The following is an 18,475-nucleotide window of genomic DNA, read 5'->3' on the forward strand; positions in this document are numbered from 1 at the left end:
CGCTACTTACCTGATATGGTTAAAAAACATGTAGAATTGATTTGAGTACAGTTTTAAAACTGTCATTCAAATCAATTCTACATGTAATTTTATAAGGATTACTATAAATTATTTTGAAACGTTCTTATTTCTGCCATAAGTTAATCATAGTTCTTAATAGTCTCTATTGGTTTGCAGTTTCCTCCATCTGACCATAGAGAATCACTCGGTAATCACCAGTAACAAAACCCAACTTCTTCTTTTAGGAATTATCTAATCTGAAGTAAACATCTAATGATATACTTCTAATTCTGCAATCTGTCCCGCCGCTGCACCTGAGTTTGCAGTAAAAGATAACTGAACATAACGAGCCTCTAAATTATCTAGCTTAATCTGGACTTCATTTCCCCTATCTGGATCAAAGGTATACTGTTTGGTTGGTACTATCTCTGTAAATATCTCATTATCGCTACTTATTGAAACAGAGAAATCCTGCGTTCTCTTTCCCCAGATACTCATTGGAGAAAGGCAGACACGTATCGTATGTATCGTGTATAACTCTTCTAAGTCTAGTGTAATAATATTGGGATAGCTCTTAGGCTTTCCCTCCCAATAAGATACTCCAGTTGCTATTCCATCCGTTACTTTCCTTGCTGTATAACTTTGAGTAAAACTATCTGAGGTAGCCTTTTTTCCAAGAGCAATATTTTCTCCCTCTGGTATGGAGGAGGCGTATTCTTCTTTTACAAAATCAGGGTGTTCTATCGCTTCTGTTTGTTCCATTGCTTCAACCGTAGTTACTTTTGTTTCTATCGTTTCCTTTACCTTCGGTTCCTGCTTTGGTAATCGAAGAGTATAGATTAATAGTATGGCATTAAGAACTACTAACAATAAGATTATCACTCGTTTTTTGTTCATCTTTGCACCCATTGCATGCCACAAACAAGAAAAATCACACTTTCCGAACTTTTCCTTGTAAATAAGAGAGAGTGAAAGAATTTGTATGTGGCATCCTTTCTTCTATCAATTTTTTTTCACTCCGTAACACCAAACAATCCATGTGCGCTGCTTTACTTAAAACTTACTCTAGGACAATATTCTTTGCTGTCTCTGCATCAACTTCAAATTTACCTTGTTCCAAGTTCGTTATCTTTTCTCCTAGTACCATAATGTTTTTCATAAACACACCATCGATGTTATGTTCAGCATCAAACCCTTTTATTCTTGAAGCGCAGTTTTTACCAGCAAGTACACTCACTCCGTCAATTACAACATTCTTAATGCTTCCTCGCTCTCCTGTTGAAGACCAATTCGAACTCTTTGCAATGTTAACATCAATGAGGTATGGCATCTCATCCCCATCGCCACTTCCCATCTGAGCATTCTCTACAATGATATTTTTGAATGTAATGTCACTGACTACCGCATCGTCTGCATTATGAACGGATATTACTGGCTTGTGGAAGTTATGTAGTACTGTGATATTTTCAAAGGTTATATCAGAGATAAATGCATTCTCTCTCTTTCCTTTATTCGTTTCATAACCTACTTCCATGGACTGCGCGAAATCCGTCCATAACTGCATGTTATGAAAAGTAATATTCTTTGAATTATCATCGTAATTTTTAATTACCAAGGAATCATCCCAACTACGAACAAAACTGTTTGTGACCGTGTAATCCTGACATGACTGTAGCGTAATTCCATCACCGTTTGGCCTAGAGGAAATAATTTTGATATTATCAATTGTTCCTTTTTTAGAGTTAAATGCCTGACATACCCAAGCATTCGGATTAAGTACAATGATATCTCTAATAGCTATATTCTCACAATTATCAAATTTTAATGGAATATAAGCTTCTTTTCCCTTCCATCCATCAAACTTAGATCCATCGATAATTCCTCTTCCGCGAACCGTGATATTTTTAGCAAAATTAGCATTTACAATGCCATGAACTACAGCACCACCTGAGATGTATAGGGTTTGATTATCTTCTAAAATGATGTTTTCAATATTCCATTCGCCAGGACCAATGTATACCACATCTTCGTCCTCTTTCGATGGGATATCAGTTTCTATCTCATTTGCGAATAAATGCACTGCTCTTTCTGGTGAGTTATTAAAACTAATGGTATATTGATCTGGTTTTGTAAGCGTAAATGTAACCGTATGTTTTTCCTTATCTATTACCGGCGTAATTCCGTACCGCAATGGACTTACGCTAGCTGCTTCAAGTGCAATATTAGGAACTTCAATCGTTACTTCTACGACACCTTTAAAATCAAAATATGTAATCGGTGTTCTTGCATTCGGAGGCATGTAGTCGCTATACCATTTTCTAGAATGATTTACGTTTGTATCATATACATAACAATCGTAACCATTTACTGAGACTAAGGTATCAATACAATGAAGCAGTGAAAAATCCTTTGCACTCTCATTTGCAGAAATCAAGTCCTCTTCGGTAGCATCCCTCAAAGACTTAGGTCCCTCATACAAAACTAGCTTTGTTTCCTGAATCGAGATTACCTCCTTTGCAGGCCTTTTCTTATTCACTACAGTAATCAAAAGACCTATCAGACATAAGAACAATACTACAATTACGATTCCTTCCAACTTAACGTATTTTTGTTTCATATAGTTCCTCCCTTGTCCAGTGTGCTGTTTACTTGATAACTTAACGAATTCTCCAACGGACAGCACACTATGATATTTTTAACATCGCTTCCCAATCTGTCTCACTTAATAATGTCTCTGAATCATAATCAGCCTCTAATAACTTTCGTTCTGGTCCTACCGCCAGACTCTTCATTCCTGCTGCCTTTGCTGCTACTACACCCGCATAGGAGTCCTCCACAACAAGACATTCCTTAGGGAGTAGTCCTAGTTTTTTAGCAGCAATTAGAAAAACTTCTGGATCTGGTTTTGATTTAGTTACATCGATTCCACAAGCAACTGCATCAATTTCTGGTGCGAGTCCTGTTTTGTCTAAGATGATTGGAGTATTTTTTGACGCGGAACCAACGCCTATCTTGATTCCTTTGGATTTTAATATAGCCAATGCCTCTTTTACATCCTCTAATACAGCAGATTCATCGAGTGAGTCTAACATTTCGACATAATAGTTATTCTTTCTCTCTGCAAGTTCTTGTTTTTCTTTCTCCTGATAAGTTAGACTTCCTTTCCTTAGTACAATTTCTAAAGACTCCAGTCTACTAATCCCTTTTTGTGCTTTGTTATCCTCCTTTGTGTAATTGTTTATATTTAATTCACTCGCTAATTTAGTCCATGCTTTAAAATGTAGTTCATCGGTAGAAACCAAAACTCCATCTAAATCAAAGATGACTCCTTTAATCATACTGTTTTCTCCTTTCTGCTGTGTGTTATGATTCGTTACTGGTATGAGTGACAGGAATCCTATATCGATTCACTCTTATGAAGAAACTATTCTGCCTAAATAAAAGTACTCATTGACTTTTCCTACCCACGCGATATCCTTTTGAAAACCTCTATACATTTTCAAGGTTTAATGGTAAACTTAGTCTATTAGGTTTAACCTTAAACCTGTTGAAAGGAAGGGAATTTTTATGGCAACTATTAAAGATATCGCTCAAATCGTTGGTGTTAGCTGTACCACCGTTTCTAATGTTATTAATGGAAAGTCAGGTCGTGTATCCGCTGAAACCATTGCTAGAATAAATGACACGATTAAAGAACTTGGCTATGTACCGAATATGTCTGCTCGTTCTCTGGTTTCCAATAATTCAAAAGTGATTGGAATTATCAATCACTTAATCGTAAATAAACAGGAAAACTTCATGGAAGACCCTTTCCACTCTGCATTTATCGGTGCAATTGAGGCTACCTTACGGGAAAACGGTTATTATTTAATGTTACGAACCGTTGAAACCGCCGACGACTTACATACCTTTCTTAGAAACTGGAATGTAGATGGCTTGTTCTTTACCGGTATATTTAAAGATTCCTTTTATGAGGCATTGACAAAACTTTCGATACCAATTGTGTTAATTGATAGTTATGTCAGCCATCCAAACATGTGCAATGTTGGTCTTGAAGACTACCAAGGTGGCTACCTTGCTACAAAATATTTGTTAGAACATGGCCATCGAAACATTGCCTTTGTTTCTCCACTAATTAAGGAAAACGGTGTTCTCTACCAACGTTTGCTTGGATATAAGCAGGCATTACAGGAATTTCATATCCCAATCCGTGAAGAGTTAATCCTGCAGGCTGGCATGGATGTTGCCTCTTGCTTACGTACCGGTGCTTCAATTGCATCGAATAAAGAGATTACTGCTCTATTTGCAACTGCAGATATTATGGCTGCTGGATTGATCGCAGGATTACGTCAAGCTGGAAAGCGTGTTCCAGAAGATATCTCCATTATTGGTTTTGACGATTTAAGTATTAGCCGTATTACCGATCCTCCATTAACCACCATCCATCAGGATGCAAATGAGAAAGGTAGACAAGCGGCCTACTTTATGTTAGACCGCCTGGAAAATCGTACTCTAAAACAGCGGGAAATCATACTTCCGGTTCACCTAGTAGAGAGAGACAGTGTATTAACTATCTGATGTATCGTAAACTTATAATTACTTATATTGTTAACGATACGCTAAATAAGCACTGCAACAGCCTCTTCCTTCGTTACCGTAATTCGATATTTTTTTCCACCTATTTGTACTGAAAAACTTAACTTTGTGATAGACGAAGGAAGGCATGGCTTTACAGCGATACTTCCTTCTTTTATGCTTAGCCCTGCAAATCCATATACCGCTGTCATATAAGCACCTCCCGCAGCAGCAGGATGAGTTCCTCCAATATATAAAAGTCCTGCCCATTCCTTGCCGCCACCTTTTAAGTCAGCCATTGCTGATTTTAAAAAGAAGGGATATGCTTGATCTGGATTGCCACAATAACATGCTAATAACGCATACATACAAGCGCTTAAAGATGACCCATGTTCTGTTCTAGGCTCATAATAGTCCCAGTTCTTTTGTAATACTTCTTGTTCATATTCGTCACGAAACAAGGTCAATGCTGTTACAACATCTGCTTGTTTTATAATTTTTGTATCAGCAGCAACCCCATATGCTCCACCCCAGTATTCTTTTGGATGGATGATCTTACTACGAACTTCCTCTAGAGAAGTATCCTTTAACTTATAATAGCCATCAAATTGTTCAATTAACTTAGTGTATTTGTCCGGAACTTTTAAGAAAATTCGTTTGGAAGCTTCCTCAAACTTCGTTAATAAAGCAGATAACCCATACTGTTTTGCTATTTTATTTTGTGTGTCACTTGATAACTTAGGCGCGCTATAAATTAGCTCCACTGCCATATCAAACGTATACTTTGCCATTCGATTCGTGTAAAAATTATTATTCACTCTCTCATGATATTCATCTGGCCCTACTACATCATGCAACTCATATTGTCCAAACGGAACTTTTTGAAGTAACATAGAGTAATAAAACTGTGCACATTCAAGAACTACCTCTACTCCACCTTCCTCAAGAACAGAATAATCTCTCGTTGTATGAACATAAGTCATCAAGCCATACACAACCGCCGCTGAGATATGAATCTGCTTATCACGAAAGAAAGTACGCATAGGACGTCCTGTAAATACATCCGTAACATTATAATCCGAACAAGCCTCGTGTCCACCTTCTTGGCTTTCCCATGCATAAAATGCACCAAGATAACCATACTCTTTCGCCTTTTTTCTAGCACCTTCTAAGGTATCAATCCGATATTTTACTAAACTTCGCGCAACCTTTGGATCGGTATAGAGATAAAAGGGAAGTAAAAACATCTCCGTATCCCAAAATACAGCTCCTTTATACGTCTGTCCAGATAGTCCTCTTGCTGGAATTGACATACTCTTACTATGTCTTGGTGCGATAGTAATCAGATGATATAAAGAGTAATTAAGCGCCTGCATCGCTGCTTCATCCCCTTCTATTACTACCATATCTTTTTCCCAGCATTTTCTCCACCATTCCAGATGCTCGTTCTTTAAAGTACCATAGCCTTGTAGCAGGGCATGATTTAATTGCTCCTTATTATCTTTTTCATAAGAAGTGCTATCTTTCTCTGTATATATTCCAATGTATTTATATAAACATACCATACCATTTGCAGGTAACGAAATTGTAAACCGATTTAGCACTTTTTGCTCTGATTTCACAACCTCATGATTATATTGTTGTTTCTTTCTTTGCTCCAAACAATCTGGAATGATATCCTCTAAGATTCTTAAGGAGGATATCTCTTGAACATGTAGACCAACCTTCTTTTCTGTAGTCACTGCATGAACAGATAATTCAAAGGTGTTCTCTTCTTTACTAGAACTCGCAAATTTTACCTTGTTAAGGTGCGGTCCATTGATATCCCAAACATCTGCATCAATTCCTGATACTAATGTAACCTCCATCGCTTCACTTACGTGAATGCTATACTTCATACAAATCATATGAGGCTGCTCCATGCAACAAAAGCGCTCACTTTCCACGGTGACTTCTCCCTTTTTAGTAGGATAGGAGGTCTTCCTACTAAAAAGCCCGTGTGAGAAATCTAATGTAATTTGATGAGATACCATCTCTGAATTAGGTAATCCAATTCGCTCACCTGCAACCTCACAAAATGTATATAGGGCATTCGGAGCATTCACTGGTTCTCTAAATTGATCTCCAACTTGATCATATATACCTGCAAGATTAATCGCTACCAATTGATCCTTCTCATATTCCTCGAGAGCACCTCGGATTCCTAAGTATCCGTTGCCGATCAAATACTTATTTCCATGTGTTGCAGCAAGACTGCTGTCATAACCATTTTCTGTCAATATCCATTCCATCGTTACCTCCATTCTGGCGCCAGTATCCTTATGGCAATTCAACCTTTAATCTTGATTGACCTAATGTATACTCTGTCTCATAAATTTTGACAGGAACATCATTTCCCTCCAGCACCTGAAATGCAGTTTCATTCTTTGTTACCTCAACCTTAATTACGCTGCCCTGGTACCTTATACGGAAGGAATAGGAATTCCAACTTTCCGGAATACTCGGCGTAAAACTTAAGATTGGTCCATCTGACCTCATACCACCAAATCCATATACAATATTCATCCATGCCGCTGCAATTGAGGTTGTATGCAGACCTTCACCAGTATTACGGTTGTAATTATCTAAATCCATTCTGGTAGCAAAACCAAAGAACTGATAAGCCTCTTTGTGCTTCTTTAACTGACTTGCTAAAATGGAATGAACCGACGGTGATAAGGAACTTTCATGGATACATCTTGGCTCATAGAACTCATAATTTGCTTGTAGCTGTTCTAATGTGAAGCTAGAATTAAATAAAAGCATCATCATTAAAACATCGGGTTGTTTTATCATATCATTTCGATAGATTCTATCGTAGGTCCAGTGATGATAGAGAGGAAAATCCTCAATTGGAATCGCATCTACATCCACATGCGGAAGTTCAAAATAACCTTGATGCTGCTCAAATAACTTGGTATCAGTATGATAAGGTATCCACATATTATCTGCTTTTTTCTTGAAATCTTCTATCTCCTCATGAGATACTTGATAGCGTCTTGCTATCTCTTCTTCACTAAACCCTTCTTTTTTTAGTTGCTCGATGACATCATAGGTATACCTAAGTGTCATTTTACCCAGCGCATTCGTGTAACAGTTATGATTTACCATCATCTGAAATTCATCCGGCCCCATTACACCATAAAATCCATACTTTGTTCCATCAGCGTTATAATCTCCTCTTGTGGCTAACATACGACTTATCTCAATTAGCATAGGAATACCATATTGATGTAAAAATTCCATATCCTTTGTTAATTTCACATAAGTATAGATTCCATAGGCTACTCCCGTGGAAGCCTGTAGTTGGAGACTTGCATGCTGCCATAAACTACAACATTCTTTACCACTAATTGTTGCAATCGGATAAAAAGCTCCCCTACAATCCAACTCCTTCGCACGAAGCTTTGCTTCCTCTAACGTCTCATAACGAAACATTAATAGATTTTTTGCTGCTTTAAGATTGTTAAACAAATAAAATGGTAAGCAATATGTCTCTGTATCCCAAAAAGCATTCCCGCTATATGCCTCACCAGTTAATCCTTTTGCACCGATGTTCGTGCCGGCTTCCGTTCCGTGATAGGTCTGATGCATTTGAAAAATACAGTAGCGGATACCTTGCTGATTTAAATCATCTCCCTCAATCACAATATCCGATTCTTTCCACTTTTTTTCCCACCACTCAATGCTCTCTGCAAGAAGCTGATCGTAATGGAAGTTTGTTCTCTCCCTCCACTTGTCTTCACATTTAACGTTAAACTTTTTGTAGTTAGTTTCCTCTGATTTCTTACATACAATATTACAAATCACTTTTGTAATCACTGCTTCACATTGTTTTTTTAAATCAATCTGATAAGTCAAAGTAATTTTATTATCTTCCTTCTCAATTACTCCTATTGGTGAATTTGGCAATTCGATTTTACACATGGAAGCAATTTTTTGTTTCGTATTTTTAGTAGTTCCTACAATAAATAAATTATCATTTTCTGCTCTTTTTTCATCACAGCTAAAATAATTCTTACCTGACATATAATGAGGTCTTGTAAAATCTAATCCAAGACTAACACAGATGCTTCCATCAAAATTAAGTGGCATAAAGCGTATTCTCTGACCAGCCATATTAGCATCACTCATGGATAAGAAGCGCTCAAACAGGATTTCCACTTGTTTTCCATTATTTAATTCCCAGATAAAACTACGTCTTAAAACACCTGTTTTTAAATCAAGGCATCGACGAAACTTGTGAATCTTTGCAGTCGCTAAATCTAATGTTTCTCCATCTAACAAAACTTTGGTATAAAAATAGTCTACCGAATTCACCATAAACTCAGTATTGTCAATAATTCCTTTATAGTTTTGAGAAGAAACCTCTTCTCTTTCATAAATGCCATTAAAATAACTTCCCACTAAACTATCTAACGAAAATCCTTCCTCAAAATATCCGCGCACCCCCATATATTCATTTCCTAAGGAAAATATGGATTCCGATATTTTTGCGTAGTTTGGATCAAACCCTTCTTCTATAATCTGAAAAGGATCTGCTTTATAATATAAATCTGCTATTTTTGCCATAGTTTATCCCTTTAATGCGCCCATAGTGGCACCCTCTGTTATTTTTTTCTGGAAGATGATAAATAAAATGGTTGGTGGTATCATAGAAAATGCTACTGCGCGTAAAACTTCAACATCGGTTGCATTCGAGGTACGGAATGCAAACAAACGAACCATTACTGTTTCCTTCCCAGAACCATCCAAAACTAGATAAGGTAATAGGAAATCTGACCAAGAAGCAGTGATTGCAAAGATCATAATTACAGCGATAATTGGTTTTGATAATGGTAAGATAATCTGTTGAAATACTCGCAAAATACCACAACCATCTAGTTTTGCAGCCTCCAATAATTCCATTGGTAGACTTTCAAAAAACTGTTTAAACATAATAACATAAAAGGCATTTGCCCCAAATGCCAGCCATAGAGGGATAAAGGATTGATTCAGCCCCACACGATTTATGTTGACAAAAAGCGCAACAACACTCGTTGTTGCAGGAATTAATAAACTCCACATAACGAGTCCAAAAATAATTTTATGTCCCTTTGGACGCAGAATAGCCAACCCATATGCAAGTAATCCATTAAAAATAACTGCGCATATAACACAACCCGCAACGGTGATGAATGAGTTAACATAGTATTTTAAGAATCCTAAATCCGCCCAGGTCTTTGCAAATACACCCAAATCATAATGACTTGGAAGAATGGTTTCACTTTTTCTGAACTCTTTCAGGTCCTTAAAACTCGCTAAAAATACCCAAACTGCTGGAAATACAGATATAACAACCATGAATAAACATAGAAGTAATATAAGAATACAGAGTACTTTAATCTTCTTCGAATGAAGATCGTAAAAGCGTATGGTGCCATCCTTTTTTTTACGGAATTTTTCAAAAAACATACTCTTTCCTCCTAATCTTCTTTCTTCGTAGTAAGTTTAAAGTAAATGCCACTTAAAATAATCAATACAATACAAATCATAACTGACAATGCCGCTGCCATTGGATACTTGTAATCACGGAAAGCATAATTATAAACAAGCTGCATGATAGAAATACTTGCATTGTTTGGTCCACCATTGGTCATTACCAGTGGTTCATAGAGTATCTGAAATACTGCAATAATCTGTAGTATCAATAATGTCTTTGCTAAAGCTATTACACTTGGTAGCGTTATGTAACGGATTCTTTGTCTAATTCCTGCTCCATCAATTGTTGCTGCTTCATATAATTCAGGATTAATACCACTGATACCTGCCATATAAATTAAGGCGGTGGAACCAGCACTCTTCCAGGTCATCGCTATTACAATCAGCGGAATTGTCAATGCTGCATTATTTAACCATACCTGACCTTCAATTCCTATTTTAGATAATAAAATATTTAACACACCCGTCTTACCTGGGCGAAAGAAAAATCCCCACATCATTACTGTAGCAAGTCCAGGGATTATATTGGGAAAGTATACCCCCACACGAAATAAACTACGAAGATGTATGGTCTCCGTGATAAGAAGTGCAATGATTATTGGCACCGCAAAACCAATTACTAATGACCAACCTATGTAAACAAAAGTATTTTTTAAAGCATCCAAAAAGTCCGGATGTCTTAACACTCTTAGATAGTTATCAAATCCAACAAAATCCTCTGTTTGAATCCCCTTTGCCGTATATAACGATAGCCGAACGCTTTCAATAAGGGGTTCCCATACAAAAAATGCGAACAAAATAATGGAAGGCAGCATGATCATCCAGCCAAGGAAATCTTTTTTCTTCCAAGATGTTTTAGGTATTTTCTTTTTTTCATTCATTCCTTATATTCTACCTCCATTCTTGTCAATGTTAGAAATCATTTGCGTATGCAGTCTACTCGAATCCACATACGCAAATGATATACTCATAATTAATTTCTAATTAAGCTGCGTAAGTAAAGGCTATATGGAACTACTGATTCTTTCAAAAACCATCATCTCTACGCTATCACTATTTACATTTCTTTATTTTTTGTAGAGATCATCCAATATGCTCTGATAGTTAGCATCTGCTTTTTGCATTAATGCAGCAACATCTGCATCCTTATCTGTTACTACAGCTTGTAATACTTTGGTTAACTCTGCATATAAATCCTGAGCGGAACCTACTTCTTCCATTCTAAGATTACCGCTTTGTTTTGTTGCATTAAAATAGCTTTCAAACATCTTAGTATCTACATTACCATAATCTTTGATAATCTGAGCCTCTGCATCTAAGACATTCTGATCGATCCAGCATGGGAATCTTGGAATTACTGGAACACCATTTGCCACTCTGTTCTGAGCATCTGCTTTCATACCAGCAACTGCTTCTTCTGTAGCAACCGGAGCTTTCCCCATAATCTCAAGGTAATCAAGAGCTGCACTTATTTCTTCTACCGTTGCATCTTTAGAGAACATGTATGGAGTACCACCAGATAAAGAGTACTGTGCACCATTCGGTCCTGCTGGTAGAGCACACATAGCTAATTTATCAACAGGCAGACCATTTACCTGTGTTGGCTGATTGACTGCGTCATTTGCGCCTATGTACATTGCTGCTGTACCAACACCAAGATTAGCAAAACCGGTACCCCAGTCTTCGTTGATTGGATCTGGTGTTAATACATCATATTTCCATCTTAAATCTTTGATATATTGCATTGCTGCGATTGCTTCAGCGGAGTCTACATTAGCAGTAAAAGTTCCATCACCATTATCAACGGTAAAGGTTGCACCAAATGCCCATGCAATATTAGAAAAATGCCATCCACCAGCATTGTCTTTAGCAAGTAAGCAAAAACCTGCCATACCAGTAGCATCTTTAATCTTCTTTGCTGTCTCAGCTAATTCCTCCCAAGTCTTTGGATAGATTGGGTAACCATTCTCATCTACAAGACCTGCTTCTTCAAATAATTCCACATTCATCATTAAACCAAGAGCATAACCATCACGTGGAATACCGTAGATTCTTCCATCTTTACTTAATAATTCACGAATAGATGGGTTAAGAGTATCTAACCATCCTCTTTCCTGTAAGATATCAGTAATATCGGCAACAAATCCACCTGCAATAAGTTTTTGTGGCTCTGTATACCAAGATTCAAAGATAGTTGGTAAGTTACCAGACTCAGCCTTTGGAACAAAGGTATCTACGGAGTATTTATAATAAGCAGGGACAACTTCAACATTCGGATGTTTTTCATTAAATGTCTTTACAAATTCCTTGTGCATTGCAATATCATCCGTAAGAGTATCTTCAGGCCAGATACCTAATTTTAATTGGAACTTTTCTTCTACTGGATTACTTGCTTCCTTTGTTGGTACAGGAGTATTTGTCTGTTTTACTTCCCCCGTTGGTTTCGTTTCATCTACTGTGGATTTTGCATCATATTTCTTACATCCCGAAAGCATACCAACTGCTAACGTTAGGCATAACAATAAACCGATTGTTCTTCGTTTCATAAAACTTATCCCTCCATCTTAATTAGATTTAACGTTAAACGTTAGAGATTTTATCATTTACTATTCAATTGTGCACATTGTATAGATTTAACGTTCAACCACATTCTATCATTTATATATTATGATGTCAATATGTGAACTAAAATTTTTATTAACACTATTTTCTTTGTTCAAATATACTATTTTCTCTAATATCGTCTGTGAATAATTCAATACTCTTTTTATCTATAAAAAGCTATAGTTAGACTTCCTTGGTTCCACTTACTGTATATGATAGGAATTATTGTTATATCATATTAAACTTCGAAGAATTTTCATAAACAAGGATGATTAGAGAGCATGACCTTTATCCATAATAAGTAGTGCGAGCAGCATATAAAGCAGCACATAAAATTCTTTCTATATTTTTTATTGACAAAAACTATTCTTTCCAGTACCATAAACTCATATATAGTTCAAATTTGAACTATTTCTAACACGTATCTTCTCTCCTATAGGAACAGTCGGAAGAAAGGATTTTAATTATGGAAAGCTTTCTTGTTAATTTCATGAAAATGGATAAAGTCTATTTCCAAACCTGCCATGATGCAGTAAGTGATTATCATCTTACACGGAATGAAGTATTGTGTTTGTTATTCCTTCAGAATAACAAGCCGTACGACAGTGCAAAAGATATTGTAAAATACCGAAAAGTATCGAAAGGAATTGTAGCAAAAAGCGTAGAATCCCTTGTAGAATCAGGTTACTTAACCGTAGTAAAAGATGCAATGGATAGCCGTATCTTGCATCTTCATACGACGAAAGAATGTGAACCAATTTTAACTAGATTGGCAAAAGCTCGTAATGAATTTCGTAACTGTTTAATGGAAGGAATCAATGAAGATGATCAGTTGTTGTTAGATAGAATAAGTCAGAAAATGGTAAATAACCTAGAAGGGATGATTTCATGAACAAACAGTTAAATGCTGATTTAGGGAATGGAAGTATAGGTAAGCTTCTTTTCCAACTTTCTGTTCCTGCTATTGCAGCACAAATTATCAACGTACTCTACAATATGGTTGACCGAGCATATATCGGACATATCCCAGAGATAGGCTCACAAGCGTTAACCGGAGTTGGGGTGACCATGCCAGTAATCATGGCAATTAGTGCATTTGCGGCTTTAGTTGCTATGGGAAGTGCCCCAAGAGCGGGCATCATGTTAGGAAAAAAGGATTCCAACACGGCAGAAAAAATTCTTGGTAACTCTTTTTTCTCCTTAATAATCGTAGCTATCATATTAACCATAACTATATTACTCTTTGGCGAACCGATTTTAATGATATTTGGTGCCAGTGAGAATACAGTCGGATATGCTCTCGACTACCTTAATATCTATGCAATTGGCACCATCTTTGTACAAATTACCCTTGGTATGAATGCTTTTATTTCCACTCAAGGCTTTGCTAAAACAAGTATGTTGACGGTTGCAATCGGTGCCATTATCAACATTATCTTAGACCCTATCCTTATCTTTGGTTTTGATATGGGGGTTAAGGGTGCTGCCTTAGCAACAATATTATCACAAGGTGTATCCTGTTTCTGGGTAATTCGTTTCCTGACCTCAGAGAAAACAGTACTTCGAATTAAAAAGGAAAATGTGCAATTTAATCCAAAGATTATGTTACCATGTATTGCCCTAGGCCTAGCACCATTTATTATGCAGTTTACAGAAGCCGTTATTGCTGTTTGTTTCAACTCAAACCTATATAAATATGGTGGTGACACCGCAGTTGGTGCAATGACTATCTTAACAAGTATCATGCAGTTTTCAATGTTACCACTACAAGGACTCACCCAGGGTTCACAACCGATTATTTCTTATAACTTTGGTGCTGGTAACTTTGATCGTATTAAGAAGACATTTAAACTCTTAGTTATTTCTTGTTTATCCTTTTCCACCTTAATTTGGGCTATTTCTATGTTTGCACCAAAACTATTTATTATGATATTTGCTAATTCGCCAGAGCTTATTGACTATTCGGTATGGGCTGTTCGTATCTATATGGCTGTTTCTTGTATCTTTGGCATTCAGATTGCTTGCCAGCAAACCTTTATAGCGATAGGAAATGCGAAAATAAGTATGTTCCTTGCTTTATTAAGAAAAGTATTTTTACTAATTCCACTTATCTTCATCCTACCAGCCTTTTTTGAGGATAAAGCATTTGCTGTTTTCCTAGCAGAGCCAATCGCAGATTTCTTTGCTGTGGTGACTACAGCGTCGATGTTTATTTATACTTTTAAGAAGCTTGGTGTGAATAAGGAAAATGTCATGGATTCAACGAAGTCCTAACTTGTGAGAGTTAAGAAGAAAACAAAACCGATTTGCTGACTGTTCGCAGAGGAGTGCGCATCTCTCGGAGAGTTTTTATTTATAGGAGATTACTCACAGAGTAATTTCCTGTTTATTAAAAAGAGTGCTGTTATGATTTCATATGCACTATCTATTCAGGCAAGTACGCCAATAAAAACTTGTCACGAAGAAGGTAGCATATTAGAAGAAGAACAGCACTCTTTTCATTTTTTAAAACTTTGTACTAAATACATATATCTTCTTTTTTAGTTTACATATTGTCATTTATGACTATTGAATGCTAAATCTTTGTGCATATTACGCATTTACATTTTATGTAATATATTGTAAACTAAAAACACATTAGCTAATGAAAATTCAGACGATATTTTAGGAGGTTTTATCAACAATGGATAAGAGGATTATTACCCTTGATACAACAATGAAAGAACTTGCATCAGCTATAAAGACCTTCCAATATAATCAATATGACAGTACTTATCATTATGTAAATGATTTCTATCCAAGCTAAAAATAGCATGATGAAGAAAAAAATATATATTACTATAATAGCTTTTATGTTTTGTATAATAATAATTTTTGTAGGTAAATCATTAAAACTAAACTCAATTGAAGATGAATCTACAAAAGAGATTGTATTCAATAAAATCTTAGATTCAAAGAATGTTACTGCGTTGGAATCTATAGAAATAGAAAAAGACGGAAAAACCTTTTTCTTAACTCTAACTGAAAATGAGGTTACAGTTATAGAGTTAGAACCTAGGAATGATTCTAATTGGAGAATGTCTGGAGAATATTGTATTGATAATATAGTATTACATGATTTTTTAGAGGTTAATGGATTATATTGGGACACTATACTTGTAGGCGATGGTACGTTACTAATTTATGGCATATGTAGTCTTGAACTTGGTATAAAAGAAATCAGAGCTATAGTATCAAGTAGGGATACTTACGTATACACCCTTGAAGACAATCGGCAATTGTTTTTCTTTGATATTAATGATAAAAATCCTTTAACAATAACCGTCCAAGGTATTAACGATTTTAATAGTGTTGTTGCAGAACATTTACGTTCAGAGTATTGATAAAAACCATTTGTTAAAGAAGGTATCTCTAACATTATTTAATGACTTTTTAGATACCCTCATACCATTCCAACAATTTTTCATAGAAAAGAGAGCTGTTATGATTTAATATGCACTCTTCTAGGCAGACAAGTTTACTAATAAAATACTTGTCACTTAGGAGGTAGTGTATCAAAATAAGAACAGCACTCTTTTCATTTTTTAACTTAATACATACTAAAATCTTTAGCCTCTTTTCTAACTGTACAATCCATCGGAGCCTTATCATCTCGAAATCCTTTGAATACAGGTTGTCTAAAAGAGTCTTTTTCACTAGGCATCGATTCCACGATACCAACTAATTCTGGTTTTAACCAAATTGTATTCTCATTTCCTTTGGGTATATATCCAAAAGGACTTTCTGTTATGGCTGTGTATTTTCTTTGCTCTAATGCTCTAATACTTACCCCAAGCGTTACATGCCCTTTATAAACTAATACACCACCATCATATTGCCCTAACGCTAAACTAACCCACTGATTGTCTTTAATACTATACCCACAAATAACACAATCGTCGGAGGCCATGATTTTACACTTAATCCAATCTTTCGTTCTTTTATCAAACCAGTATTTACTCTCTTTCTTCTTAGCAACAATACCCTCTAAATTCTTTTCTTTCGCTAATTGAAATAATGAAATTCCTTGTGTCTCAATAAATCTTGAAATCGCAAGGCGTTCATTTTCTGCAATTACTTCATTTAATAGCTGCTTTCTCTCTAATAATGGTAATTCATTGACCTGATGATCGGTTAAGTATAGGATATCAAAAGCTACAAAACTAGCAGGATACTTAGACTTTGCCAACTGTATTTTAAAAGGGTCTGATAGAAGTGCTCTCTTTTGTACTTCAAAGAAGTCTGGAGATCCATTCTTTAATACGATCAATTCACCATCTAAGATACACCTATTTCTAGCTGCCTTATGAATTTCACCAAGTTCGGGTACTTTGGGTAATAATCTCATATCGCGTTTATTTCTTAATTCTGTTCCTGCAGCGTCAAGATAAGCGATACAACGTATCCCATCTAGTTTTAACTCATAGATATGCTCGGTTGAGTCGAAGGGCTCCGTCATCTCGCTAATTAACATAGGTTTGATCGCCTTATAATCAAAGATGTCCATTATGCTGTCCCCGCAAATGGGTTGTTCTTATTCATTTCGATTGTCTTCTTTAATGCATCCATAAAATCAATGACATTATCCGGTCTGTTCTCATCCACATCTACAATCTCTTGACCCTCGATCTTTTTCTGGATAGCTTCTCGAAGCCTCTCCTGGTACTCATCGTGGTACGCTGATATGTCAAATTCCTTCGTCATGGATGAAATCAAGGTTTTTGCCATCATAAGTTCATTCTCATCAAGCTCTACTTTTGCTTGTAGCTTCGGTATTTCTTGAATCTCTTCTTGATAATAAAGCATCTTTGCAATAATCCCGTCATCGGTTGGATAAAGAACGATGAGGGATTCATTCGTTCCAATGACTGTTTTAGCGATTGCTACCTTTTCTTCTGTTAATAGTGCTTGACGAAATAGTTCGAATGCTTTTTCTCCACCTGTATGTGGTACAACATAATAATTCTTTTCAAAATAAATGGAATCGACATCTTCCATCTTTGCAAAATGAAGAACATGAATTGTTTTATCCTTCTTCGTCTTTATCTTTTCTAGTTCTTCTTCTGTAATTGTTACATAACGATCCTTCTCAAACTCATACCCTTTGATAATATCATCGGTTTTTACTTCTTTGTTACAGGAAGGGCAATATTTCTTATATCGTACTCTTTGATGGGTATCCTTGCACAACTGATTAAAGCTAATACTAATATCTCTTGTTGTTTTAAATAAATCCACTGGGATATAAATTAACCCAACCGAAATTGCACTTTTATGTGCTACTGCCATGAAAATCACCTCCAATGGTAGTATGTTATGTTCGGTTGGGTTCTATGTAGATAATATTAAAATGTGATTGCTAATAAACTTAATTTATCTTATGAATAAAAAGCAATTACAGGAAATTTGTTTATATATATTTATTAATAACTCAACTTACCCAGCTTGAAAATCCAGCTGCGAAAGCGATATTTTTGTTACTCCTTGCTTTTCAAGGAAAAAACTTATATCGATTCCTGAATTCCAAACGTAACGAGTGTGCTGTCTCCAAGAATACTTACTATAGATTTCTTAACACCTCTACCTATAACTGGCGTCGCTTTCTGGCAATGCTATCTGCGAAAGTTATTTCTTCGTTCAGCAAGTTTAGGTGTGCAACCATGACACCCAAATTATGATATAAAAGATTAAGTTATGGAAAACAAGATATTATATTACAATATAATCTACGCCTAAG

15 protein-coding genes are annotated in these 18,475 nt (G+C 36.0%); 5 read left to right on the forward strand and 10 right to left on the reverse strand.

Annotated elements, in window-relative coordinates; all coding sequences use genetic code 11:
• Nucleotides 1-270 precede the first annotated feature (270 nt).
• The 3 genes from CC92_RS0108120 to pgmB form a co-directional block, all read right to left on the reverse strand.
• On the reverse strand, nucleotides 271-897 hold the full coding sequence (locus CC92_RS0108120; protein WP_162175516.1) for a discoidin domain-containing protein: 627 nt from the start codon (nucleotides 895-897) through the stop codon (nucleotides 271-273).
• A gap of 163 nt (nucleotides 898-1,060) precedes the next feature.
• Nucleotides 1,061-2,617, reverse strand: a complete 1,557-nt coding sequence (locus CC92_RS0108125) for a glycosyl hydrolase family 28 protein (protein WP_051650764.1) — start codon at nucleotides 2,615-2,617, stop codon at nucleotides 1,061-1,063.
• A gap of 67 nt (nucleotides 2,618-2,684) precedes the next feature.
• The gene (gene pgmB / locus CC92_RS0108130; protein ID WP_029503399.1) at nucleotides 2,685-3,338 is read right to left on the reverse strand and encodes a beta-phosphoglucomutase; all 654 of its coding nucleotides are present in this window, start codon (nucleotides 3,336-3,338) and stop codon (nucleotides 2,685-2,687) included.
• Between the two features lie 229 nt (nucleotides 3,339-3,567).
• On the opposite strand from pgmB, the gene CC92_RS0108135 reads away from it, so the two are divergent.
• Nucleotides 3,568-4,578, forward strand: a complete 1,011-nt coding sequence (locus CC92_RS0108135) for a LacI family DNA-binding transcriptional regulator (RefSeq protein WP_029503398.1) — start codon at nucleotides 3,568-3,570, stop codon at nucleotides 4,576-4,578.
• Between the two features lie 41 nt (nucleotides 4,579-4,619).
• On the opposite strand, the gene CC92_RS0108140 is transcribed toward CC92_RS0108135, so the two are convergent.
• From CC92_RS0108140 to CC92_RS0108160, 5 genes are all read right to left on the reverse strand, one after another.
• Nucleotides 4,620-6,866 carry a glycosyl hydrolase family 65 protein gene (locus tag CC92_RS0108140; protein ID WP_029503396.1) on the reverse strand — a complete coding sequence of 749 codons (2,247 nt, stop codon included), beginning with the start codon at nucleotides 6,864-6,866 and terminating at the stop codon, nucleotides 4,620-4,622.
• A gap of 28 nt (nucleotides 6,867-6,894) precedes the next feature.
• A complete protein-coding gene (locus tag CC92_RS0108145) occupies nucleotides 6,895-9,186 on the reverse strand; it encodes a glycoside hydrolase family 65 protein (protein WP_029503394.1) in 2,292 nt (763 codons plus the stop codon).
• Between the two features lie 3 nt (nucleotides 9,187-9,189).
• Nucleotides 9,190-10,068: a carbohydrate ABC transporter permease gene (locus CC92_RS0108150; RefSeq protein ID WP_029503393.1), complete on the reverse strand. Its 879-nt coding sequence runs from the start codon at nucleotides 10,066-10,068 to the stop codon at nucleotides 9,190-9,192.
• 11 nt (nucleotides 10,069-10,079) lie between these two features.
• Complete coding sequence (locus CC92_RS0108155) at nucleotides 10,080-10,976, reverse strand: carbohydrate ABC transporter permease (RefSeq protein WP_029503392.1); 897 nt, start codon at nucleotides 10,974-10,976, stop codon at nucleotides 10,080-10,082.
• Between the two features lie 186 nt (nucleotides 10,977-11,162).
• A complete protein-coding gene (locus tag CC92_RS0108160) occupies nucleotides 11,163-12,641 on the reverse strand; it encodes an ABC transporter substrate-binding protein (RefSeq protein WP_029503391.1) in 1,479 nt (492 codons plus the stop codon).
• Nucleotides 12,642-13,165: 524 nt separating this feature from the next.
• Here CC92_RS0108160 and CC92_RS0108165 point away from each other — a divergent pair.
• The 4 genes from CC92_RS0108165 to CC92_RS0108180 all read left to right on the forward strand — a co-directional run bounded on the left by CC92_RS0108165 (nucleotide 13,166) and on the right by CC92_RS0108180 (nucleotide 16,082).
• A complete protein-coding gene (locus CC92_RS0108165; protein WP_029503389.1) occupies nucleotides 13,166-13,591 on the forward strand; it encodes a MarR family transcriptional regulator in 426 nt (141 codons plus the stop codon).
• Nucleotides 13,588-14,973, forward strand: coding sequence for an MATE family efflux transporter (locus tag CC92_RS0108170; RefSeq protein WP_029503388.1), 1,386 nt, complete (start codon nucleotides 13,588-13,590; stop codon nucleotides 14,971-14,973). The genes CC92_RS0108165 and CC92_RS0108170 overlap by 4 nt, the downstream gene beginning before the upstream one ends.
• Nucleotides 14,974-15,382: 409 nt before the next feature.
• Nucleotides 15,383-15,505, forward strand: a complete 123-nt coding sequence (locus CC92_RS23205; RefSeq protein WP_278245230.1) for a hypothetical protein — start codon at nucleotides 15,383-15,385, stop codon at nucleotides 15,503-15,505.
• 7 nt (nucleotides 15,506-15,512) lie between these two features.
• The gene (locus CC92_RS0108180) at nucleotides 15,513-16,082 is read left to right on the forward strand and encodes a hypothetical protein (protein WP_155998363.1); all 570 of its coding nucleotides are present in this window, start codon (nucleotides 15,513-15,515) and stop codon (nucleotides 16,080-16,082) included.
• Between the two features lie 206 nt (nucleotides 16,083-16,288).
• Here the strand turns inward: CC92_RS0108180 and CC92_RS0108185 are convergent, their stop codons facing one another.
• Entirely contained in the window at nucleotides 16,289-17,245 is a 957-nt protein-coding gene (locus CC92_RS0108185) for an RNA ligase family protein (protein ID WP_029503386.1), read from the reverse strand.
• Complete coding sequence (locus CC92_RS0108190) at nucleotides 17,245-18,027, reverse strand: Ku protein (RefSeq protein ID WP_029503385.1); 783 nt, start codon at nucleotides 18,025-18,027, stop codon at nucleotides 17,245-17,247. The genes CC92_RS0108185 and CC92_RS0108190 overlap by 1 nt, the downstream gene beginning before the upstream one ends.
• Between the last annotated feature and the right edge of the window lie 448 nt (nucleotides 18,028-18,475).

The organism is Lachnoclostridium phytofermentans, assembly GCF_000733755.1.
Lineage (GTDB): Bacteria > Bacillota > Clostridia > Lachnospirales > Lachnospiraceae > Lachnoclostridium > Lachnoclostridium phytofermentans_A.